Source organism: Bradyrhizobium sp. 14AA, assembly GCF_054185205.1.
On sequence record NZ_JAVAYM010000031.1, the window covers coordinates 62041 to 83272 of the forward strand.

19 protein-coding genes and 1 riboswitch are annotated in these 21232 nt (G+C 59.5%); of the genes, 18 read left to right on the top strand and 1 reads right to left on the bottom strand.

The genetic code is table 11. The features are described from left to right. The first annotated feature begins 87 nt into the window (after positions 1–87). The 18 genes from RAD15_RS37980 (at position 88) to RAD15_RS38065 (ending at position 19797) form a co-directional block, all read left to right on the top strand. Positions 88–1506: an amidohydrolase family protein gene (locus tag RAD15_RS37980; RefSeq protein WP_458183829.1), complete on the top strand. Its 1419-nt coding sequence runs from the start codon at positions 88–90 to the stop codon at positions 1504–1506. A 51-nt stretch (positions 1507–1557) separates the two neighbouring features. Further along, a riboswitch (glycine riboswitch) is annotated at positions 1558–1660 on the top strand. A 146-nt stretch (positions 1661–1806) separates the two neighbouring features. Then, complete coding sequence (locus RAD15_RS37985) at positions 1807–3072, top strand: D-amino acid dehydrogenase (RefSeq protein ID WP_458183846.1); 1266 nt, start codon at positions 1807–1809, stop codon at positions 3070–3072. Positions 3073–3207: 135 nt separating this feature from the next. Next, positions 3208–4296, top strand: a complete 1089-nt coding sequence (locus RAD15_RS37990; protein WP_458183830.1) for an NAD/NADP octopine/nopaline dehydrogenase family protein — start codon at positions 3208–3210, stop codon at positions 4294–4296. After that, positions 4293–5183, top strand: a complete 891-nt coding sequence (locus RAD15_RS37995) for a dipicolinate synthase subunit DpsA (RefSeq protein WP_458183831.1) — start codon at positions 4293–4295, stop codon at positions 5181–5183. Before RAD15_RS37990 ends, RAD15_RS37995 begins: the two co-directional genes overlap by 4 nt. A gap of 68 nt (positions 5184–5251) precedes the next feature. Then, positions 5252–6526: a dihydroorotase gene (locus RAD15_RS38000; RefSeq protein ID WP_458183832.1), complete on the top strand. Its 1275-nt coding sequence runs from the start codon at positions 5252–5254 to the stop codon at positions 6524–6526. Next, entirely contained in the window at positions 6505–7209 is a 705-nt protein-coding gene (locus RAD15_RS38005; RefSeq protein ID WP_458183833.1) for a resolvase, read from the top strand. Before RAD15_RS38000 ends, RAD15_RS38005 begins: the two co-directional genes overlap by 22 nt. After that, positions 7209–7409 (top strand): 2-hydroxymuconate tautomerase, encoded by a 201-nt coding sequence (locus RAD15_RS38010; protein ID WP_458183834.1) that lies wholly within the window; start codon positions 7209–7211, stop codon positions 7407–7409. Before RAD15_RS38005 ends, RAD15_RS38010 begins: the two co-directional genes overlap by 1 nt. Beyond that, positions 7406–8395, top strand: coding sequence for an isochorismatase family protein (locus RAD15_RS38015; RefSeq protein ID WP_458183835.1), 990 nt, complete (start codon positions 7406–7408; stop codon positions 8393–8395). The genes RAD15_RS38010 and RAD15_RS38015 overlap by 4 nt, the downstream gene beginning before the upstream one ends. Before the next feature lie 256 nt (positions 8396–8651). Then, on the top strand, positions 8652–9392 hold the full coding sequence (locus RAD15_RS38020) for a GntR family transcriptional regulator (RefSeq protein WP_458183836.1): 741 nt from the start codon (positions 8652–8654) through the stop codon (positions 9390–9392). 26 nt (positions 9393–9418) lie between these two features. Beyond that, the gene (locus RAD15_RS38025) at positions 9419–9886 is read left to right on the top strand and encodes a RidA family protein (RefSeq protein WP_458183837.1); all 468 of its coding nucleotides are present in this window, start codon (positions 9419–9421) and stop codon (positions 9884–9886) included. A gap of 3 nt (positions 9887–9889) precedes the next feature. Further along, positions 9890–10888 carry a CobW family GTP-binding protein gene (locus RAD15_RS38030; RefSeq protein ID WP_458183838.1) on the top strand — a complete coding sequence of 333 codons (999 nt, stop codon included), beginning with the start codon at positions 9890–9892 and terminating at the stop codon, positions 10886–10888. A 576-nt stretch (positions 10889–11464) separates the two neighbouring features. Beyond that, complete coding sequence (locus tag RAD15_RS38035; protein WP_458183839.1) at positions 11465–12298, top strand: ABC transporter permease; 834 nt, start codon at positions 11465–11467, stop codon at positions 12296–12298. A 56-nt stretch (positions 12299–12354) separates the two neighbouring features. Next, positions 12355–13155 carry an ABC transporter ATP-binding protein gene (locus tag RAD15_RS38040; RefSeq protein WP_458183840.1) on the top strand — a complete coding sequence of 267 codons (801 nt, stop codon included), beginning with the start codon at positions 12355–12357 and terminating at the stop codon, positions 13153–13155. Between the two features lie 238 nt (positions 13156–13393). Further along, a complete protein-coding gene (locus RAD15_RS38045; protein ID WP_375866021.1) occupies positions 13394–14506 on the top strand; it encodes a hypothetical protein in 1113 nt (370 codons plus the stop codon). 325 nt (positions 14507–14831) lie between these two features. Next, on the top strand, positions 14832–15833 hold the full coding sequence (locus tag RAD15_RS38050) for an ABC transporter substrate-binding protein (RefSeq protein WP_458183841.1): 1002 nt from the start codon (positions 14832–14834) through the stop codon (positions 15831–15833). 510 nt (positions 15834–16343) lie between these two features. Beyond that, positions 16344–16649, top strand: a complete 306-nt coding sequence (locus tag RAD15_RS38055) for a hypothetical protein (RefSeq protein WP_458183842.1) — start codon at positions 16344–16346, stop codon at positions 16647–16649. 810 nt (positions 16650–17459) lie between these two features. After that, complete coding sequence (locus RAD15_RS38060; RefSeq protein ID WP_458183843.1) at positions 17460–18743, top strand: NAD(P)/FAD-dependent oxidoreductase; 1284 nt, start codon at positions 17460–17462, stop codon at positions 18741–18743. Between the two features lie 595 nt (positions 18744–19338). Next, positions 19339–19797 carry a hypothetical protein gene (locus RAD15_RS38065; protein WP_375849322.1) on the top strand — a complete coding sequence of 153 codons (459 nt, stop codon included), beginning with the start codon at positions 19339–19341 and terminating at the stop codon, positions 19795–19797. Between the two features lie 776 nt (positions 19798–20573). Here RAD15_RS38065 and RAD15_RS38070 read toward each other — a convergent pair. Continuing rightward, a partial coding sequence (locus RAD15_RS38070) for a TCP-1/cpn60 chaperonin family protein (protein WP_458183844.1) occupies positions 20574–21232 on the bottom strand: 659 nt, incomplete at its 5' end.

The window sequence follows — 21232 nt, forward strand, 5'->3', positions numbered from 1 at the left end:
TGCCCGGCGTTATGGTGCGGCAGTCAGGTGGGGCGGTCGTGATGGCAGAGAATTGGGTGAAGAGGCATGCGCACGCTAATCAAGGACTTGAACTTCGCCTTCACGGTCGACAAGAACGACACGGTCGTGCGCAACGCCAGTCTCGTGGTCGAGAACGACCGCATCTCGGATATCGGTCCGGCCGATGACGTGGCCGCGCGGCAAAAAAGCGTCACTTTTGACAAGGTGATCGATGGCAAGATGCTCGGTGTCTGCCCGGGCTTCGTCGACAGCCACGTTCATCTTTCGGAGACGCTGTCGCGCGCAGTCTTCCCGGACAATCTCAACACCCGGGCCTGGGTGTTCCACTGGGCTAAGCCCTTTTACGCTCACATCACCGAAGAAGACGAATATTGGGGTGCGCTGCTGGGCATCACCGAGATGCTGCGTTGTGGCACCACGTGTTTTCTCGACATGGGATCGCAATACGATCCCGGCATCGTCGTTCGCGCGATGGAAAAGGTCAGCATTCGCGGCATCACCGGGCGGCACGCGGCCGACAATCCACCGCCCGAGCTCCCCCGCGGATGGACCCAGGAAATGGTGGATCATCATTTCTTCCCGAACGCCGAGGCCGCACTCAAGGTGCTCGAGGATTGTGTCGTTCGCTACAACGGCGCCCTCGACGGCCGTGCGCGTTGCTGGGTCAATATCGAAGGCAAGGAGCCGTGTAGCCTCGAACTCCACGTTGGAGCGGTGAAACTGGCTGAGAGGTTGGGCGTCGGCACGACCTATCATCTCGCCACCTCGATCGAGGAGGCGAGGGTTTGCGAGAAAAAATATGGCTGCTGGCCCATCACGCGTATCGATCGGGCCGGAGGCATAGGAAAGAACCTGGTCATCGCTCACGGCGCGGCCGTCTCCGACGAAGAGGTCCGTCTGCTCGCCGAGCGTGGCGCCAGCGTCGCCTTCTGCCCGTGCTCGTCATTCAAGTTGGGGAAGGGTGCAACCGCGATCGGCAAATATCCGGAGATGGTGAAGGCCGGCGTTAAAGTCGGCCTCGGCACCGATGGCGTGTCGGCGGCCGGCAACATGAACCTGATGCGGCAAATGCTGCTCGTCGCCGGCATGTTCAAGGACGCCCGCTTGCAACCGGACATATTCACTGCACGACAAGCACTACGCGCCGCGACCATCGAAGGTGCGAAGGCGTTGATGTGGGACGACGAGATCGGTTCGCTGGAAATCGGCAAGAAGGCCGATTTCGTCCTCTTCGACCTAGACCACGTCGAATGGACGCCGTTCTACGATCCACTGCAAGCTTTGGTATTCTCTGCATCGACCGCTTCGATCGTGCAGACTTGGGTCGATGGGAAGCCGTCATATATCGACGGCAAGGTGCAGGGGGTTGACGAGCCGCAGATTCGGCGCAAAGCCCGGCAACTGGCTGCTGCGGCGGTCGAGCGCGCTGGTCTGCATGACGAAGCGGTCGAGACGACCACGACTCTTTACGACGTCGGCAATTGACGAGCCGGCTCTAGCTGCGGAGGCGCAGGAGAGAAGAACCTATCGCGTTCAATAGGCTGCATGGGAGAGATCGGTCGCCGTCGTGACGGTGTTGGCCGGCGCCGAAGGAGCAACCCCCAGGAAACTCTCAGGCAAAAGGGACCATGCAGCTGAACGATCTGGAGAGTGGCACTTCGAGTGTCCACCGAAGGGGACCACCGTACCGGCCGAGCCGTGGCGGTTAATCTCTCAGGTACAGCGACAGATTGGGGACAAACCGCGGGCCTCGGCCCGCTCCCAACTTCGATCGCGGAGAGTGAAATGCCACATGTTGTCGTCATCGGCGCCGGTATCACCGGCGTCACCACCGCCTATGCCCTTCTCAACCGCGGCCATACCGTTACGGTGATCGAGCGTCAGCGCTACGCGGGCATGGAGACATCGTTCGCCAATGGCGGCCAACTTTCCGCAAGCAATGCGGAGGTCTGGAATAGCTGGTCGACCGTCTTCAAGGGAGTGAGTTGGATGTTGAGGCGCGATGCACCGCTCCTCATGAATCCAGCGCCGACCTGGCACAAATATTCCTGGCTTGGCGAATTCATCTTCAACATCAAGAACTATCGCGACAACACAATTGAGACCACACGGCTTGCCATCGCCGCACGCAAGCATCTCTTCGCCATTGCCGAGCGCGAGGGCATCGACTTCGACCACGAGCGGCGCGGCATCCTTCACTTCTATCGGGATAAGCAGAGTTTCCAACACGCGCTGAAGGTCAATACCATTCTCGTGGAGGGGGGCCTGGACCGTCGTCCAGTGACGGCCGCAGAGGTGAAGTCGATCGAGCCGACGCTGCATGGCGACTTCTTCGGAGGTTTCTATACCCCGTCGGATTCCACCGGAGACATCCACAAGTTCGTTTGCGGTCTCGCCAAGGCATGCGAGAGACGTGGCGTGCGTTTCGTCTTTGACGCCACTGTGAGGCAGATCGCTCGGGACGAAGTTTTCCGCATCCAGTATGGGTGTGACGAGCCTTCAGGCGGCGCTCGTGTCAATGAGATCGATGCCGACAGTGTCGTCATATGCGCCGGTCCCGCAAGCCGCGACCTCGCGGCGATGCTCGGCGACCGGCTCAACGTTTACCCTGTCAAGGGCTATTCGATCACCGTGCACCTTGACGACGAGCAGAGCCAGAAAGCTGCGCCTTGGGTCAGCCTGCTCGATGATGGCGCCAAGATCGTTACCAGTCGATTGGGCGCTGCGCGCTTTCGCGTCGCCGGAACGGCAGAGTTCAACGGCATGAACCGCGACATTCGCCAAGACCGCATCAAGCCGCTGGTTGACTGGACGCGAACGTTGTTTCCTTCGGTCGATACCAACCGCGTCGTGTCCTGGGCCGGGTTGCGTCCGATGATGCCGAACATGATGCCGCGGGTCGGCAGGGGCAGGATGCCGGGCGTTTTCTACAACACTGGCCACGGCCACCTGGGGTGGACGCTCTCGGCCGCAACCGCAGAGATGGTTGCCGATTGCCTTGCCACCGAGTTCGAACTTGGCATCACGGATCGCCTCCGACTGGCAACGTAGGCCATCCGATCATGGATTGCTCGCATGCGGCGGGCGAGCAATTCTTCGGCTTGACAATCACAGTTGTGATCATAAACTGTGATCAAAGCTGGCTCTCGGGTGGCGCGATTTGCGCTTCGATCTGCGGAGAAAAGAATGAAGGTTGCGGTACTCGGAGGAGGAGCAGGGGGCGCGGCTTCGGTCGCAGAATTGGTTCTCGCAGGCCACTCCGTTCATTTCTGGGCGCGTTCGGCCGAAACGCTTGAACCGCACATCAAGCTCGGCGGCGTTGCATTCGACGGCAAGCTCGGCGAAGGAGTTGCAAAGCCTACCCTGATTTCGACGGATCTCAAGTCGGCCATCTCCGGAGTCGACGTGGCGGTCGTGGTCCTGCCGACTTTCTCGCACTCGGCCATAGCCAACGCACTCGCAGCAGTCGGTTGGCCGTCGAACAAACCGGTCGTGCTTAACCCCGGCCACACCGGCGGGGCGCTGGAATTCGCCGAGGCCTATTCCCGCACCGGGCGGTCAGTGCCGCCGGTGGTTGAGTTCTCGACCCTTACGTACGTCGCGCGCAAATATCGTCCTGACGGCGTCACCATTAGCGGTCGGGCGAAGCAACTGAAGGCTGCCGCTCTCAGGGGAGGAGCGGAGGCGCTGGAGATTGCTGCAAAATTGTATCCAGGCGTCACGCCCGTTCGTGACGTTATCGCCTCCGACCTCTCCAACGTGAACATGGTCCTGCATCCCCCCGGCGCGGTGCTGGGAGCCGCCTGGGTCGAGGCGACCGGCGGCAACTTCACTTTCTATGTCGATGCCATGACGCCCGGGGTCGCCCGGGTCATGCGGCAATTGGACGACGAGCGCTTGGCGGTCGCCCGGGCATTCGGGCATGAATTGCCGAATTTGATTGAAGAGATGAAGTTGCTCGGCACGGTGGAGGCTGACGTGGTTGACGTTACCAATTACCGCGCGGCAATCGCGGGCGGCGAGGCCAATCGCCGTATCAAGGGGCCCGACTCGCTCGAGTATCGCTACTACAAGGAGGATTTCGGTCACGGCCTGTTACCCTTCCTGGAGTTTGCGCAGATCGCCGACGTCAATGTGCCCGTCGCTACATCGCTCTACCGCCTAGCGCAGGCTGCGGTCGGAACCGACTATCGGATCGGTGGCCGGACCGCAGAAGCAATGGGCATCACCGGCATGTCCAGGGATCAGCTCATTGAGAAGGTAAGAGCCCCATGAGTTGGCAGAATACAGTCATCGCAATCGTAGCCGGCGACGCACGCGAACAGGAGATCGCTCGCTGTGCGGTCCGGGCTGGAGCCGCCGTTCGGGCCTACGGCTTTCCATGGCCCGATGAGGGCATCGAAGGCGTCTATCATGGCGCGGACGCAGCTGATGCATTGAAGGGTGCCGACATAGCGCTGTTTCCGATTCCGGGCATCAGCGCGGAGGGCGCACTCTTCGCGCCGAAGTGTCCGCAAAAGATCATTCCGACGCGCGAGATGCTGGCCGGCATGAGGCGCCCCGGCAACATCATACTCGGTTGGGCGGACGACAATCTAAAGACCCATTGCAAAGCGCTCGGCATCGCACTGCACGAGTACGAATGGGACGTCGATCTCATGCTGCTGCGGGGGCCAGCGATCGTCGAGGGTGTATTGAAGGTGATCATTGAAAACACGCAGATCACCATCCACAAGTCCAACGTTTGCCTGGTTGGCCAAGGCACCATCGGCTCGCTTCTGACGAAGACGTTGGTCGGCCTCGGGGCTCATGTCCACGTCGCGGCGCGCAACCCGGTTCAGCGTGCAGCTGCCTATGCGACGGGTGCAGAGGCGCTGACACTCGAACAATTGCCGGCAGTTCTGAATCGCATGGACATCGTCATTGGCAGCGTTCCAAAGCGATTGCTCGAGCGCGACCAGCTGGCTCTGCTGCCCAAACACGCGCTGCTGGTCGATGTCGCGGCGCCTCCTGGAACGATCGACCGGGACGCCGCCGTCGAACTTGGACTGAAGGTTGTCTGGGCGCGCGGCATGGGCGCGCGTGCACCGATCACCGTCGGCCGCAGCCAGTGGACAGGCATCAGCCGGCGCATAGAAGCAATACTGGAGCAAGGACAATGAAGGCGGATCTGGTCATAAAGAACGCGCGAGTGGTTCGCCACGACGGAGAATTCCACGGCGGCGTCGCGGTGAAGGACGGCAAGATCGTCCTTACCGGGGCTGACGAAGTCCTTCCCGACGCCAAGCGCACCATCGACGCCGAGGGGCGGGTGTTGATGCCGGGCTTGATCGACCCGCACTGCCATCTGGGCGTGAAGTTTCCCTTTGCCGAGGATATGCGCACCGAGACAGCTGCGGCGGCCTCCGGCGGCGTGACGACCGCGCTTCTCTATATCCGCAATCTGAAGGAGTCCTATCTGCCGTTCTACGCGGAGCGCAAGGCTATTGGCGAGGAAAACTCGGTGATCGACTTCGGCTTTCATTTCGGGATCCAGCGCGAGGAACATATCGCCGAGATTCCGGAAGTCATCGCCAAGACCGGCGTCAAATCCTTCAAATGCTATTTCGGCTACGAGCCGGACAATCCGATCGGCATCGTGCCGGCGACCGACGGCTGGGTCTACGCCGCGATGCGCATCTTGTCGAAGGTTCCCGGCGGGGTGATCAACGTTCACTGCGAGAACACCCAGATCGCATCCTGGATCAAAAAGGAGATCGCGGCCACCGGCCGTCAGGATCTCGGCGCATACACGGAATCCCGCCCGGCCTTCTGCGAGGTGGAAACCATCCGTCGCATGCTCTTCCTTGCCGAGAAGACCGGGTGCTCGCTTCATCTGGTCCACACCTCCGTCGGCATGGGTCCGGTACTCGCCGCCGAGGCCCAGGCGCGTGGCGTCCGCGTGACGGTCGAGACCTGTCCTCATTACCTCACCCGCACGTGCTACGACGAAGATCTCGACATGCGTGCGAAGATATCGCCGCCGTTGCGCGACCGGAGCGAACTCGAGGGTCTTTGGCACGGCGTCATGAACGGTTCGGTCTACAGCCTTGGGACCGACCACGTGCCGTTCCTGCCCAAGAAGCTGGAGGATCTTTGGACCGAATTTCCGGGTGTGGTGAGCTTTCCCTGGGAGCTGTCGCTGATGCTTCATTTCGGCGTCCATCAGCGCGGTTTGCCGTTGACCCGGCTTGTCGAGCTCAACTCTTTCAACCCTGCGCGACGCTTCGGGCTCTGGCCGCGGAAGGGCCATATCGACGTTGGCTTCGACGCGGACCTTGTGCTGGTCGATCTCGACGAGCAGCGCACGGTCAAGCACACCGGCAAGGGTACCTGCATCTATGAGGGATGGACGCTCAAGGGTTGGCCGGTGATGACCGTTGCGCGCGGTGACGTTATCTATGAAAACGGTTCCGTCGCTGACAACCACTACGGTCGCGGTCGATGCGTGACCCTGCCGTCATGAGTGGCATGGACTTCCACCAACTGGAGTTGGCAGGCCGAGAATCGCTCATGCCGGCCCAAATGTCGGTGAGTGAAGCTGTCGCCGGTATCGTAGCGCGCAAGACCACGGTCCGTCAGGAGAGATTGTCCGGAATCCACAACCCATGGGGACATGCGATCGGCTTGACGGACCCCTGGATCTTTCTGGACCTCTGCGAGAGCCAACGTGTCGTCGATGCCGCGCGCGGCATCCTGGGGCAGGACATCATCTTGTGGGACAGCGAGCTGTTCACGGAAGTGCGCAGCTATGCCGACTTCCTGCACAAGGGGCGGGAAGGTCGCTATTGGCCGGTTGAGCCTTTCGCGGGGGCGATCGTGTTGTTGCCCATTGGCCGAGTTGATCCGGGACTGCTGGCGATCGGTCTGAACGACATCGAAAAGAACGTGCTCGAGATGTTCAATCCGTCTGAGCCAATCTACGTCATTCGGCTGATGCCGGCCACAAGTCACTTCGACCGAGACCCGAGGCATTCTGCGCACCGCGCATGCATGGAGGAGCAGGTTTTGATCAACTATACCAACCGTCCGCTGTGGCTACTCAGCGGTGTCGATCGGGCGAGCAATGATCTGGTTACGGGCTTCGCGACCGCCGCGCCCACTTGGGCATCCGGCGCTCGGCGGGCCGAGAAGGAAGGAGAGAGCTAATGCCATTTGTCGTCGTCGAAATGTGGGAAGGTCGCACCGTCGATCAGAAGCGCAGGCTTGTAAAAGCCATCACCAAGGCAATGGTCGAAGAGGCTGCCTGCAAGCCCGACCATCTGCATGTGGTGATCCATGAGACAGCGAAGGATAGCTGGGGCCGTGCCGGCGTGCTGGGTATCGATATGGAGGAAAACAAGAAATGAGCTTAGAGTCCCTCGACTATCGCAAGTCGGCGCTCCTGGTCATCGACCTTCAGAATGCCTTCATTCATGAAAAGGGCACGCTCGGCATTTCCGGTGTCGACACCAAGCGCCTTTCCTCAATCGTTCCGCCGTTGGCAAAGTTGATCAAGCAGTGTCAGGAGGCGGGCATCCCCGTCATTTGGACGATGCAGGAGCATTTTGCCGTCGACAAGAATCGCGCCAAAAAGAAGCTGCTTGGTCACACCGCCCGGCGCAAGCAGGTGTCCGCGCTCGCCGGCACCTGGGATGAAGAGATCATTGAAGAGCTCAAGCCGTTGGCCGAGTTCAATCCTTCCTTCGTGATCCGCAAGCACCGCTTCGGCGCCTTCTACGAAACTCGACTGGAGATGATGTTGAAGATGCTGGGGACGCAGCACTTGTTCATCACCGGTGCAACCACAAATGCCTGCGTTGAGACGACGATCCGCGAAGCCTACCTCCGCGATTTTGATGTGATCGCTGTTGATGATTGCGTATCGGGCGTCAATGCCGATTGGGAAGCAACCGCCAAGCAGGTCTGGAAGCAGTACTTCTGCGAGATCGCGCCATCCTCAGAAATTCTCGACTGGATCGGCGAACAGGCGAAGCCGCGCGTGACAAACTACGGCCACCAGCTCATCATGGTCAACGATATCGACAAATCGGTCGCCTTCTATACCAAGCAGCTCGGTTTCACCATCAGGCCGGCCAAACCGCTTGCGGATGGCCGGCCGTTCGTTGCCTTCCACCAGGGCATTGCTCTGATCAATGGCAAGGCCGCCGACCATCGCCAGCTCGACCACATCGCCTTTGAGGTCAACGACGTTCGGGCGCTCGATGCAAAGTTGAAAAAGGCGGGCGTGCACTACTACAATGGGTTGCACGACGGACCATATGGGCTGACGATCTACATCGCCGACCCGGATGGAACCAAGGTCGAGCTGTATCAGGTCGGCATAACCGCCTAAGGGCGGCTGTGCATGCCCGCACAGCCGCCCCAAGGCAACGCTCTTGTGCCAATCGGCAGGTCAAAGAAACCTGAGGATGCCGATTTGTGGCGCTACTGCTTCACGATGCGGTTGCCGCTTACTTCCAAATCCACTAATGATCACGATATGAGATCACAAGGATGTGGACCGTGAAGTCGTTCTCGAAGAATGGTCTCGGTGTCCTCGAGTATCTCGGGAGTCGCGTAGCGACGCCCTAATAAAAGAGAGGCGGGAGATGCGGACGGAGAAAACGGAAGTTGCCGTAAATGGCAACGAAGAAGGCAAGCGGCAGCGGGGGCACATCTACGAACGTGTGCTGAGCTATATGCGCAGAGGGCTGATGGTCGGGGCGTTTGTTCCCGGCCAGGTCATGAGTTTGCGCAAGTTGGCGGCAGGGCTCGGAACCAGCCCCATGCCGGTTCGTGAAGTGCTGAGCCAGCTCGTGGCGGCGAATGCCTTGGAAGAAACCAAGGGGGGCTCGGTACGCGTGCCGAGGCTGAGCGCTGAGAAGCTGAGCGATATCTTTTCAGTGCGTGAACTGCTTGAGGGTACGGCAGCTGAGCTCGCCGCCAAGAAAGCTTCGCCTGCGCTCCTTAGCGGCCTGACGTCCATCAATAAGCAGTTGCTTCAGGCGATCGCCAAGCGTGACATTCTGAACTGCCTTTCCTTCAACCAGAAATTTCATTTCACGCTCTACCAGGCGAGCGAATCCGAGACGCTCATGCTCTTGATCGAGTCGCTGTGGTTGCAGTTCGGGCCGACCATGTACATGTCGTTACTGATCCCCTCGAAGCCCTGGAGTGCATCTCATCACGAGGACATTCTGGCGGGGCTGAAGGAGGGCAACCCAATAGCGGTCAAACGCGGGACGATCCAGGACATCCGGACGACTTGCCGGGCCTTGCTCAGCATAGCCGGCTCGCAGGGAGCCGAGCTCCCCTTCGCGCAAGGAATGGAACTGCAATTCGATGACTGAGAACCCGAGATCCGGAGTACCGCGCCATGGAAGCAAAGATCGAACAAAAACTGGCCCAACTGGGAATCAACCTGCCCGCAACGACGTCTCCAAGCGCCAACTACGTTCCCGCGCGCAGACTGGGTAGCCAGATCTACATCTCCGGGCAGGTCCCTAGCGAGGGCGGCAAGGACAAGTACATCGGTAAGCTCGGCTCGAACTTCTCCGTGGAGGAAGGCCAAAAAGCTGCGCGTCTTTGTGCAATCAATATTCTTGCTCAGCTCAAGCAGGCATTGGACGGCAATCTCGACAGGGTGGTCGGGGTCATTCGGCTGGGCGGCTTTGTCAATGCCGAGCCGGACTTCAAAGATCATCCCAAGGTCATCAATGGCGCGTCTGACCTGATGGTGGAGGTGTTTGGCGAGGCAGGACGCCACGCTCGCGCGGCGGTCGGCTGCAGCTCATTGCCCCGCAACGTTCCGGTCGAGGTCGACGCAATATTCGAGGTCATCTGAATCATGCAGCCCGCCGCTCCCTCCCTAGACACGCGGATCCCGGTTCATGTGCTGACGGGATTTCTCGGGAGCGGCAAGACAACGTTTCTTCGACACCTGCTCGGGGAGCCTGGTCTCGCCGAGACGGCGGTGATCATCAATGAATTCGGCGAAATAGGACTGGACCACCTGCTGGTGCGGGAGGTCGCGGAAGATGTGGTCCTGCTGTCGTCCGGATGTTTGTGCTGCGCCGTGCGCGACGATCTCGTGTCAACCTTGGCCGAGCTTCTGGCGATGGTCCGCAGCGGCGCGGTGACGCCTTTCCGCCAGGTCGTTGTCGAAACCACCGGCCTCGCCGATCCGGCGCCTATCATACACGCGATGATGAGCGCCTCCGAATTGCTGCATGGCTATCAAGCTGGCAACATCATTACGACTGTGGACGGCGTCAGTGGCCTCAACAGCATTCGAAATTTCGCAGAAGCAGCCCAGCAGGTGGCGTTAGCGGATTGCGTTGTCATCACCAAGTCAGATCTTGTCGAGCGCTGGCAATTGGACAAGCTTGAGCTCGATGTCGCCAAGGTCAATCCATCAGTGCGCTCGCTGACCTCGAGCAAGCATGCGATGCCCTCGGCGGTCGACGTCCTGGCCCATGGCGACGACTGGGAGCCGCACTATCTGCGAGTAGCTGACAAGCCTGGGCGGGGAGTCCACAGCCACGGCATAAAGACCTTCACGGTCGAGGTGACGCGTGAAGTCGAATGGCCGGCCTTTGTCGATTGGCTGGAATTGTTGCTGGCTGCACGCGGTGAATCCATTCTCCGTGTAAAGGGGTTGTTGCCGGTCAGAGGCGACGAGCGACCGGTTGTCATCCACGGTGTGCAACACGTCGTCTATCCGCCAGAATATCTGCCACGCTGGCCGGAAGGTTCGCCACGCGGCTGGCTGGTGTTCATCGCGCGCAACCTGACGCGCACCGCGATCGAAAATTCCCTGCCGAGTATCTTTGCCGCCAGGCACTGACGGTCGAAAGCGCAACCGCGCCGATACGATATCGATCGCAATTCTTCTCCATCACCTGGCAAGCTGAGCCGCTCATCGAAGGCACGGGCAATTTCGCCGTCATGCTTTTCTGCTCATGTTTGCGGCGCAGAAATCGCTCGAATGCATGAAAAATGGCCGGAGGCAGCCGACATTACACGCTTGACAATACGATACTGTGATCACATCATGAGATCAAATATAAGTTGGTTTGGGAAGTGATGCCATCGACCGCAGGGACGCGCCGCATGAGTGGTGATGTCCGGGTGGCGAAACCAAGCCCAAGATTGACGGGGATGAACGGGATGTCTCGGGTGAATCTCGCAGCAGCAGTGTCGGCCTTGAGGGCGCGCCGGCGAGCCGGGTTTTTCCGACGAGACCGTCGGGCTGTCGTCAGATCCGCGCGACCTCTCCTTGATTGGTTCGTTGAGGAAGTCCGACTGTGCCTCGAGAGCGCGCTTGTCGGCGAAGTGTTCGTTGATGTGACAAGACCATCGAAGGCGTCGGTGGACGGTTCTGCCAAAAACAACTGTAATCTTCTAACGCGGTGAGGCTACGGTGGCGAGTACGGATATTGTCAGTGCCGGCAAGGCACAGCGGAAGCAGGGCAAAAGCATGAGCGGCAAGAAACGCGCTCGCGGCAGTTGGCTAGAGCGTTATTCGACGCTCCTCGTAGCTGCGGCGCTGATCGGTGCTTGGCAAATTCTCGTGCCGCTGTCAGGTCTTTCAGAGTTTGTCCTGCCGACGCCGTCGGCCGTCGCCACTCGAATGATCAATGACGCGCCGCTGCTCGCCGCCCACCTCTATGTGACGCTGTTCGAGGTGATCGTCGGCTTTGGCGTGGGCGTGCTGGTTGGTGTCCCTCTGGCGTTATCGATCTTCTATTCCAAGCCCTTCGAGCGCGCCATCTATCCGATCCTCGTGGGTCTACAGACGGTACCCAAGGTGTCGCTGGCGCCGATCTTGGTGCTGTATCTCGGCTACGGTTGGGCACCGAAGATCGTGCTTGCCTTCTTGATCTCGTTTTTTCCGATCGTGATATCGACCGTCGTCGGCCTGCAGTCCCTCGACAAGAATCTCGTCAACCTGGTCCGCTCAATGGGCGCAAACGAGTGGCAGACCTTCTTCAAGCTGCGTCTGCCAGCGGCGCTGCCCAACATCTTCGGCGGCTTCAAGGTGGCCATATCTCTCGCCGTCATCGGTGCGGTCATCGGTGAGTACGTGGCAGCCGAACGGGGGCTTGGCTATCTGCAGCTTCAGGCAAATTCACTGTTCGATACCACGCTTAACTTCGCGACCGTAGTGACGATCTCACTGCTCGGCGTGATCCTTTACTACATCATCGATGTGGTCGAGGCGCGCGTTTCCTACAAGCGTGACGACGCCAAATGAAATGCCTTTAGGTGACGATTGATAACAACGATGCACAGTTACAGCGAGGCAGTACGATGAATGCCATCCAAACATCAGGTGCGGCAGTCGAAATTTCGCAGCTTTCGAAGGTCTACAAGACCCGCGAAGATGATGATGTCGTCGCCATCGAGCGGATAGACCTTCAGTTCGAGCCAGGCACCTTCGTCGCTGTGGTGGGGCCGAGCGGGTGCGGCAAGAGCACCTTGCTTTCAATGCTCGCGGGCCTTGTCTCCGTCTCGACCGGCAAGATCGCCATTGACGGGGACGCGATCAGCAAGCCGCATCCCAAGATCGGCGTCGTCTTTCAGTCGGATCTCCTGCTCTACTGGCGCACCGTGCTCGACAACATCTTGCTGCCGATCGAGATCAAGAAGCTCGATCTTTCAAAGTTCCGAATGCGTGCCGAGGAGCTACTTGAGCAAGTTGGCCTCAAGGGTTTCGGCAACAAGTTTCCATCGGAGCTCTCGGGCGGCATGCGTCAACGAGTGGCGATATGCCGCGCTCTGATCCAGGAGCCGGGCCTGCTGTTGATGGACGAGCCCTTCGGTGCGCTTGACGCGCTAACTCGCGAGCAGATGATCATGGACATGCAGTCTATGTGGCTGAGGGTTCAGAACACGGTTCTGTTTATCACGCACGGTATTGACGAAGCTGTATTCCTCGCCGATCGCGTGCTGGTCATGTCTCCGCGCCCCGGTCGAATCGATCTTGACCTAAAAATCGATATGATCCGTCCCAGACAGTGGAGCAAGGTCCACGAGGACAAGGTCTATCATGGCTACGTCCGCCAGATCCGCGATATCTTTGAGGCTAAAGGCGTGCTCGTCGCCCACTGAGCAAGGGTAGGCGCGTCAGTTGTCAAGAGAACCAGGCATGAATGCCGCAGGATGATTTTCTGCGGGAGATGACTTGCGTCCCAAATCATGCGGGCGTGAGCCTATTCAGGGACTTCATGCGGAATTGGGTGCGGTCCGCATTGATGTGGCCGCCGCCATTTCCGAGGCCGCGTCGCATTCCGACTATCGCGTTGAGTATGCCCGACGGGCAGCTCGTTTTTGAAGAGGGGGACTAAACATGCTTTCTGCCAAACTTGTGAGTCGAACAATACTTGCGGTCAGTCTGATCGCTTGCGCATGTACTGCAAGAGCTGCGGATGAACAGGCACCAGCCAAGGCAAAGCCAAAACCCGTTGCGGACGCTCCGTTCTTCCTGGTGAATGACAACCGGCTCACCTACTCCTACCAGTTCACGGCCACGGATCCCGGTGCGTTTAGCACCCGGCCGGACGGGACCATCAACGGCAAGACCGCAAAACAGGTCTATTCATTCACCCATTTCGACATATGGGCTTACGGCACAAACTTCTTCAACGTTGATATGTTGAAATCCGATCACAACGATCCTGCCTCCCCTTGCTCGCCCGCTGGTGTTCTGCCTTTTGGTCCCCAGGGAATTTGCGCTGGAGTGACGGAATTCTACGGCATCGAGCGGAGCACGTTCGGCTGGAATGAGATATTCAACACGAACGCCTTCAAGATCGGACCGCTGCGGAATATTTCGTTCGAGGTCGGCGTCGATCTCGGTACTGCAAATAGCTACTTTGCACCCACAACGAACAACGTCGTTGGCGGTCTGCAATTCGCCTTCGATCTTCCGTACAAGGGCTATATCAACGTGGCGCCCCTGGTTGTCGCAGGGCTCGCTAGCCACAAATCGTTTCTTCAGTGTGGCCTCTTCAGTCCAGGCTCTCCGGACGTGACCTGCCTCTTGGATGGCAACAGAAGGTTCCCACCCACTTGGAAGGTTGAAACCAATTACTACATGGATCTGGGATTCCTCCCCGAAAGCATCAGGTATTTCGCCATCAGCGGCCGTGTTTCCGTGACGGGAGCGAAGGGCGATATCAACACGCTCCCTGCGCTGTCCGGCGTTGGACGGTTCAGCAACGCCAGCAAGATCGAATTGAACAGCGAGCCGATCCGCTTGACGTTTGACGCCAGCAAGGCGTTTATGGGCCCTAAATACAGTCACTTCGTTGACGTCTGGGTTGCCTATCGCTACTGGCAGAACAAGTATGGCCTCGATGCGAATGCCACTCCCGGCACCTGCACCGTCGCGGCAACGGGCGTCAGCACCAACAGCTGCACGGAAAAATCAGCCAGCGCGGGTGTCTCGGTCAAGTTCTAGTACCTGGTCTCATTCGCACAGCAAGATGGCGCGGCGTTCAATCACGCGGCGCCATCAAAGCTCCTGATTGAACCGACATGACTATGTTCGCCGGCTCATCACTGAAGATGCTGAGCTGCGTCGAATTACCAACGTCCTCACTAGCGAATCAGTTCGGCTAGCGTTCGTAACGCTGCACGCCGCCGTGTTCGCAAGCATGGCGGCCTGCTGGTGACGTCCTGATCGTCCGATTCGCAAAGCCGGTCTGCGCTTGGACGGTGTGACGCTCAGCTTGGCTTGGAGGCGTCAGCCCACGCGAGAGATGGTGGAAATCGAAGGAGAATTTATGACTGCAAGGCACCGCAACACGGCGCGGAACAGCACCGTGGTGGCAGCCATGGCGCTGCTCGCAGCTATCGTCTTCTCATCGACTGCCTTGGCGGCCGACGATGTGCGAGTGCGTTTCAGCTGGAAGCTCAAGGGCGAGTATGGGCACTTCTACCTTGCGCAGGACAGAGGCTTTTATACTGCCAAGAACCTCGCCGTACGCATGGGGGAAGGTGCGGGTTCGCAGGCGGCACTGGGCGCGCTCGTTCAGGGCCAGGAGGACATTGTCATCATGCCTGGGATCTTCGCTGCTTCCGCGATCCAGAAGGGCATGCCGATCAAGATCATCGCGCTGTACCATCCAAAGACGCCCGTCGTCATGATCTCGCATCCCGACAAGCCCATCCTCAAACCGCAGGATCTCGAGGGCAAGGTCGTGGCACATGCCGTCGGCGAGACGGGGACATCCTATCTCGGAACCTTCTGCGCGGTGAACAAGATCGACTGCACCAAGATCAAGAAGGTGCAGATGGACGCGCAATCGCGCGTACCCCAGTTCCTGCAGAACCAGGTGGACGCCGTGAGTATCTATCGCACCAGTGACCTGCCCGTCCTCGAGCAGCGGACCGGAATCAAGTTTCCGATTCTCGATCTCGCAAAATATGGGCTTGTTGTTCCAGGGCAGGCCGCAGTCACGAGCGATGCCGCTATTGCCAAGAAGCCGGATGTGCTCATGCGCTATCTCGCTGCTGTTAACGAGGGCATCCAGGCCACACGAAGTGATCCGAGGGCTGCTGCGAATGCCATCGCCAAGGTTTGGCAAGTCGGCCCGTCGGTGGACGTCATCGAAGCACAAGTCAGGGCAACGATTGACGCGATGGTGTCCGAGGAAGGAAAGCCCATCGGCTGGGTCGACGCGAAGCTCATCGAACAAGCGATCGAGTTGCTCAAGACCGAACAAGCGATCGATCATCCAAAACCCGCGGCGTCGTTCTTTACCAATGAACTCCTCGCCAACTGACCGGCCAAAGATGACATGCGAGTAAGACTGTGGGCGTCGGGCGAGGTCAGACGATGTGAATCCTGCGCATCATTGCGTTCACATATATTCCAGTCCAACGCCCACAGGTGGGACCGGGGGCGGCATTCCTCGATGAACTGGCTCGCGGGGCCTTCTACTGCATTGTTGCTTCGGGCAAGCTTGTGGTGAGACTATGCAAGCTGCTCTGTGCTCGTATCCGCCTCTAAAATTCATAAGTCATCAGCGGATCCCACGAAGCGTCCTCCGGTGCCGTTCATGGCCCTTGAGAATCTCGGTCCGGCAGTTGAGTTGCTTGTGCAGATGGTCGCCGCGCTGCCCATAGGACGGTAGCTCCGCGAAATCGCCTTAAAATCTCTAAACGATGACCACAAAAATCACGTTCCGTGCTGACGGCGCCGTTCGCAGTATTGACGCGTTGAACGATCCGGTGAACGCGAATGGCGTCGGAGTGATGGAATCGTTCAATCGCGAACAAGTCCAGGAGAGATGATGAAGTTGGTGAAGACCTCTGTAGTCGCATGTGTTCTTTCGGCTCTGCTTGCGGGCCAGGTGCTCGCGCAAGACCTTTCGACCGGCGCCAAGAATCGCGGCGGCATGCAAGGCAAGAGCATACAGGGCGGCATGAGCGATGATGAGGATTCGACCGCTCAGCTCGGCGCTGCGGACCGAAAAGTGGGGATGAAGCCGGCCAAGAGCACAAAGGGTGCAGCCGGCACCACTGGAATCGCTCCGAACAAGGGGGCAGCTGACGAGTCTTCAGACGGCGGGACGCCGACGGCCGGCAAGCGCCACTAACGCGGACGGCTCTTATCTGCAAACCTCCGGTCGCGCGCAGGCGGCCGGAGGTTTTTCCGTGCGTAGTTCGATATCGGCGCGAATGGCCGAGCAGCAAGCAATCAAGTTGATTGCTGCGTCAAGGCTGTCAGCGCCCCATTGCGGCTCGTCCACCAGAATGAGTTGCTGTTCGACATAGGGGCGGAAGCATTTGCCGTTGGTCTGACCGCGGAAGAAGGCTCCGTGGGCTGGTCGAATTTGCGCTCCAATACGGCGTCACTTCAATCCACGGCTTGGTCTGGCTTGATTATCAAGTGATATCTCTGGTTTCTCCCGGCGCGAGCGCGGATGATATGTGTTGTCAGCCAAGCGTTGGGTGCGCCCCCACTGCTGATGCTATCGCTTATCGAGGTCGCGCAGCGCCGAATGGTGCCGGCGACGTCTCAAGCTCTGCAGCGGCGTGCGTCCAGCCGCCACCCGCATGGATGAGGTTGTCACAGCACGTTCCGGCAGGATATCGCCAGCTCGGCTGCCCGGCTCGGGAGCTGACAACTAGGATCAGGCCCTCTTCGCCGATTTGCGGTCGAGCCGGATGCAGTGAAGAAGTAATCGCGGTGTTTCGCGCAACGGGGGCTTTTGCCTTCCTCATGCCAATCCGCCTTGCGAGCTTCGCGCCTAGGCTTCAATCGGCAATCAAAGTTGACCTCCCGCGAATTATTCGCAAGCTTGCGCCGTACCTCCGGATTTCCTCCGCCATGGCCTCGCAGCTCGGGGAGCCTTGTCGGCGCATTTCCGACGTGACGGACAATTGCAGCCGAGGGAGTTTACCTGATGCAAGACGATCCGACATCGCACGGACTCTGGGAACTGACGGCTCCGCATGCACCTCAGACCGGTCGTCTGGCCGGCGAGATCGACGTCGATATCCTCGTCATCGGTGGCGGATATACTGGGCTTTCGTCCGCTCTCCACCTTGCAGAAGGAGGAGCGCGGGTCGCGGTCCTCGAGGCGTCTGAAATCGGCTTCGGCGGCTCCGGACGCAATGTCGGTCTCGTGAATGCCGGTATGTGGGTCATGCCGGACACTCTCGTAGCGACGCTGGGACTAACCCATGGGGAGCGCCTGATCGATCTGCTCAGCCGTGGGCCGCGGCGAGTGTTCGATCTTATCGCGCAACATGGCATTGAATGCGAACAAGAGCCCACGGGCACGTTGCACTGTGCAGTCGGACGCAGGGGATTGGAAGAAATCGAGGCTCGTGCTGAACAATGGCAGCGACGTGGTGCGCCGGTCGAGATTCTCGATGCCGAGGAGACGCGCCGGAGGATCGGTGGTGGCGACTACGCCGGTGCACTGCTGGATAAACGCGCTGGCACAATTCAGCCGCTGGCCTATGTTCGTGGTTTGGCTCGTGCCGCGCTTGCTGCGGGCGCGAAAATATTCACTCAGAGTGCCGCTCTCACCGCCAGCGACGGCGGCTCGCGCTGGAAGGTCAATACGGCAGCCGGATCTGTGCGTGCAGATTGGGTGATTGTTGCCACCGATGCCTACGCACGAGGACCCTGGTCGCAGGTCCGGCAGGAGCAGATCGAACTGCCTTACTTCAACTTTGCGACCCAACCTCTCTCGGATAATTTGAGAGCATCGATCTTGCCCGAACGCCAGGGAGCCTGGGATACGAAACAGGTGCTCAGTTCATTTCGCTTCGACCGTGCAGGTCGGCTGGTTTATGGCAGCATCGGTGCTCTCGAGCGGAGCAGTACAGCAGTGCACAGGGCGTGGGCAATCCGCTCGCTGGGCAAGCTGTTTCCTCAGCTCGCCGACATCGAATTCGAGGCCGGTTGGTTCGGGACGATCGGTATGACCTCGGACAACCTACCCCGCTTTCACAAGCTGGACCGCAACGTAATCGGGTTCAATGGATATAACGGCCGCGGAATTGCGCCAGGCACTGTGTTCGGCGGCGTGCTCGCGTCCTATGTGCTGGGCCAGGTTGCGGACCAAGACCTTCCGCTTCCGATCACTCCGGTGGAGGAGCCGCGCTTCCGCGACACGCGGGAGGCGCTCTATCGCATCGGGGCGCAACTCGTTCATTTGATCGAAGCCCGGCTCTGATCCGCCAGCTCTCGGTAGTCCGTGAGCTCCGCGCAAGGCACATGCTTCCTTCTCGCCGACATATTGCAATTCCGGCGGCCTCGGAGACGGCTATTGCCAATCTCGCTCGATCGGTGACGTCAGATGCCGACAACATGGTCGAACACCCGACACCGTTATCAACGGCCTGACCGGTTTGAAAGAAGGAACAGAGCCGACTCCAGTCGCGATCTCCGCAAGTCTATCAAGCGGATCAGCGATGTTTTCTCCCTCGCTGAAACTGGACGTCGGCTTTGCTAGCAGTGAATCCGTGCTCACGCGCCATGGATTTGGCGCAGATCGGCACGCTTTGGACAAGCGCAATGCGAGACGCGTTCAGGCGGCTCTTGCGACGCTGACAGCGCGTGGTGCGAGCTTTGTGAGTTTGTCAGCTTTGGTACCATTGTCCGTGAGCTGACACTCCGTTGATGCGCAGGGTCTATAAATCCAGCTCTTTCGTCGCGGCACGCAGCTTGCTTCGGTCGGCATACCATCACCAATCCAGGGCTTGGTGATGCAGGGGCGGACCGGACGCATCACCTGCGTTTGAGTCCGTCCCGTCGATCTGCGAGGCGACATGAAACGGCCGCCGGAAGAACTACGCAACAATCAGGGAGTGACCCAATGGAAATCGTCTTGGGATGTTGCGCCGGGCTCGTTTTCACCGGCATCCTGGTTGCGTGCTACTGGGCAGTGCGGTGACAAGGAGCCGCAACGCGTGTCTTTGCTTTTGAAATTGATCGAACCTGACCCGCGCCATAGCCTCCTGAAGCGAGCCTTGTCGCACGGCTCGCAAGCCTTTGGGCTCGTCAACAATAATCTTTGGTATCGTCTTCCGAATAGAGCGCTGCAAAGTGCGTTTCCTGACGATTCTATTCCGGAGGCTGCATTGAGGGACCCGCGCGCAGTCAAGCGCGAAAGATGCCCCGCCACCGCTATCAAGTCGATCATCGCGTACGTTTCCGCCCCGCTGAGTCCGACGAGTAACGAGACGCGACAATGTGATGATCCGCTCGGCTTTGGCTGTTCCGCCTAGCTTTGGTCAACGCTGGATTGGGAATCATAGGACCCACGCTACCCACGGGCATAGCAGGCCAATGTCACCTGGACTGGCCAGTCTTGCTGCTTGCGCCGACTCGCTGCTGCGGATCGCACAAGCGCGGCTAATAGAACGGGATGTCGCATCTTAGTCAGCCGAACGAGCTCTGTGCCGCAATGGGCTATGCTGACGTGCTCATTGCTTCAAAGAAGTAAACCATTGCGGACCATATGAGTTGCCAGCTTACGGGAATGTCCGATGCCCCGACGATCGGTCGTGGCGTCAGTTCTCCTTGGCAACTCTGGCCGCGCGATCGAGGACATCCCGATGTCCGGAGCACCCTGCCGAGTAGGCTCTGAACCGACAACGTGGAGAGGCGACTTGCATGGAACGGTACACTGTCTACATGGTCAGACGCGACGGGCATCTCGTAGGCTTTGTCGAGTTTATCTGTTCGGACGAAGGGACCGCCACGGAGCGGGTGCGGAAGCTTGCAAGCGACCACGCGGTTGAGCTTTGGCAGAACGATCGTAGGATCGCAGCATATGAGGGACGCCGGTGGCTCCGCGAAAAGGAGATCGATTGAGATGAGCACGCGACGAAATGATTCGACGTGGGGAGCTGGCCGCCCGCCCCAGAATCGGCAGATGTTCGATATCCGCTACTAAGCAGGTTGCTCTCCGCAGAGTTGTCGAACATGCTCGGCACACAAACAAAAACCCCGGCATCGCTGCCGGGGTTTCGCATTCCGTGGTTCGCCTGAGTGGCCGGACTCAGAAGTCCATGCCGCCCATGCCACCCATGCCGCCGCCCGGGGGCATCGCCGGGCCGGCGCCGCCCTTCTTGGGCAGCTCGGCGACCATGGCTTCGGTGGTGATCAGCAGCGCCGCCACGGAGGAGGCGTTCTGGATCGCGGTGCGAACGACCTTCGTCGGATCGATAATGCCCTTGGTGACGAGGTTGCCGTACTCGCCGGTCTGCGAGTCGAAGCCATAGGCGTACTGATCTTTCTCCAGGATCTTGCCGACGATCACCGAACCGTCTTCACCGGCGTTGATCGCGATCTGGCGAGCGGGAGCCGACAGCGCCTTGCGCACGATCTCGACGCCGGTCTTCTGGTCGTCGTTCTTGGTGCGCAGGCCCTTGAGCTGCTCGGAGGCACGGAGCAGGGCGACGCCGCCGCCGGGGACGATGCCTTCCTCGACAGCCGCGCGGGTCGCATGCATCGCGTCATCAACGCGATCCTTGCGCTCCTTCACCTCGACCTCGGTCGCGCCGCCGACGCGGATCACCGCGACGCCGCCAGCGAGCTTGGCAAGACGCTCCTGGAGCTTCTCGCGGTCGTAGTCCGAGGTGGTTTCCTCGATCTGCGCCTTGATCTGGGCCACGCGCGCCTCGATGTCGGCCTTCTTGCCGGCGCCGTTGACGATCG

Bases quoted from the DNA above. Each gene is read 5' to 3' on its own strand.
- RAD15_RS38030 (WP_458183838.1), top strand. From the start codon at position 9,890: ATGCAGCCCGCCGCTCCCTCCCTAGACACGCGGATCCCGGTTCATGTG.
- RAD15_RS38025 (WP_458183837.1), top strand. From the start codon at position 9,419: ATGGAAGCAAAGATCGAACAAAAACTGGCCCAACTGGGAATCAACCTG.
- RAD15_RS38005 (WP_458183833.1), top strand. From the start codon at position 6,505: ATGCGTGACCCTGCCGTCATGAGTGGCATGGACTTCCACCAACTGGAG.
- RAD15_RS37995 (WP_458183831.1), top strand. From the start codon at position 4,293: ATGAGTTGGCAGAATACAGTCATCGCAATCGTAGCCGGCGACGCACGC.
- RAD15_RS38065 (WP_375849322.1), top strand. From the start codon at position 19,339: ATGAAACGGCCGCCGGAAGAACTACGCAACAATCAGGGAGTGACCCAA.
- RAD15_RS38010 (WP_458183834.1), top strand. From the start codon at position 7,209: ATGCCATTTGTCGTCGTCGAAATGTGGGAAGGTCGCACCGTCGATCAG.
- RAD15_RS38015 (WP_458183835.1), top strand. From the start codon at position 7,406: ATGAGCTTAGAGTCCCTCGACTATCGCAAGTCGGCGCTCCTGGTCATC.
- RAD15_RS38050 (WP_458183841.1), top strand. From the start codon at position 14,832: ATGACTGCAAGGCACCGCAACACGGCGCGGAACAGCACCGTGGTGGCA.
- RAD15_RS38045 (WP_375866021.1), top strand. From the start codon at position 13,394: ATGCTTTCTGCCAAACTTGTGAGTCGAACAATACTTGCGGTCAGTCTG.
- RAD15_RS37990 (WP_458183830.1), top strand. From the start codon at position 3,208: ATGAAGGTTGCGGTACTCGGAGGAGGAGCAGGGGGCGCGGCTTCGGTC.
- RAD15_RS38040 (WP_458183840.1), top strand. From the start codon at position 12,355: ATGAATGCCATCCAAACATCAGGTGCGGCAGTCGAAATTTCGCAGCTT.
- RAD15_RS37985 (WP_458183846.1), top strand. From the start codon at position 1,807: ATGCCACATGTTGTCGTCATCGGCGCCGGTATCACCGGCGTCACCACC.
- RAD15_RS38055 (WP_458183842.1), top strand. From the start codon at position 16,344: ATGAAGTTGGTGAAGACCTCTGTAGTCGCATGTGTTCTTTCGGCTCTG.
- RAD15_RS38060 (WP_458183843.1), top strand. From the start codon at position 17,460: ATGCAAGACGATCCGACATCGCACGGACTCTGGGAACTGACGGCTCCG.
- RAD15_RS38020 (WP_458183836.1), top strand. From the start codon at position 8,652: ATGCGGACGGAGAAAACGGAAGTTGCCGTAAATGGCAACGAAGAAGGC.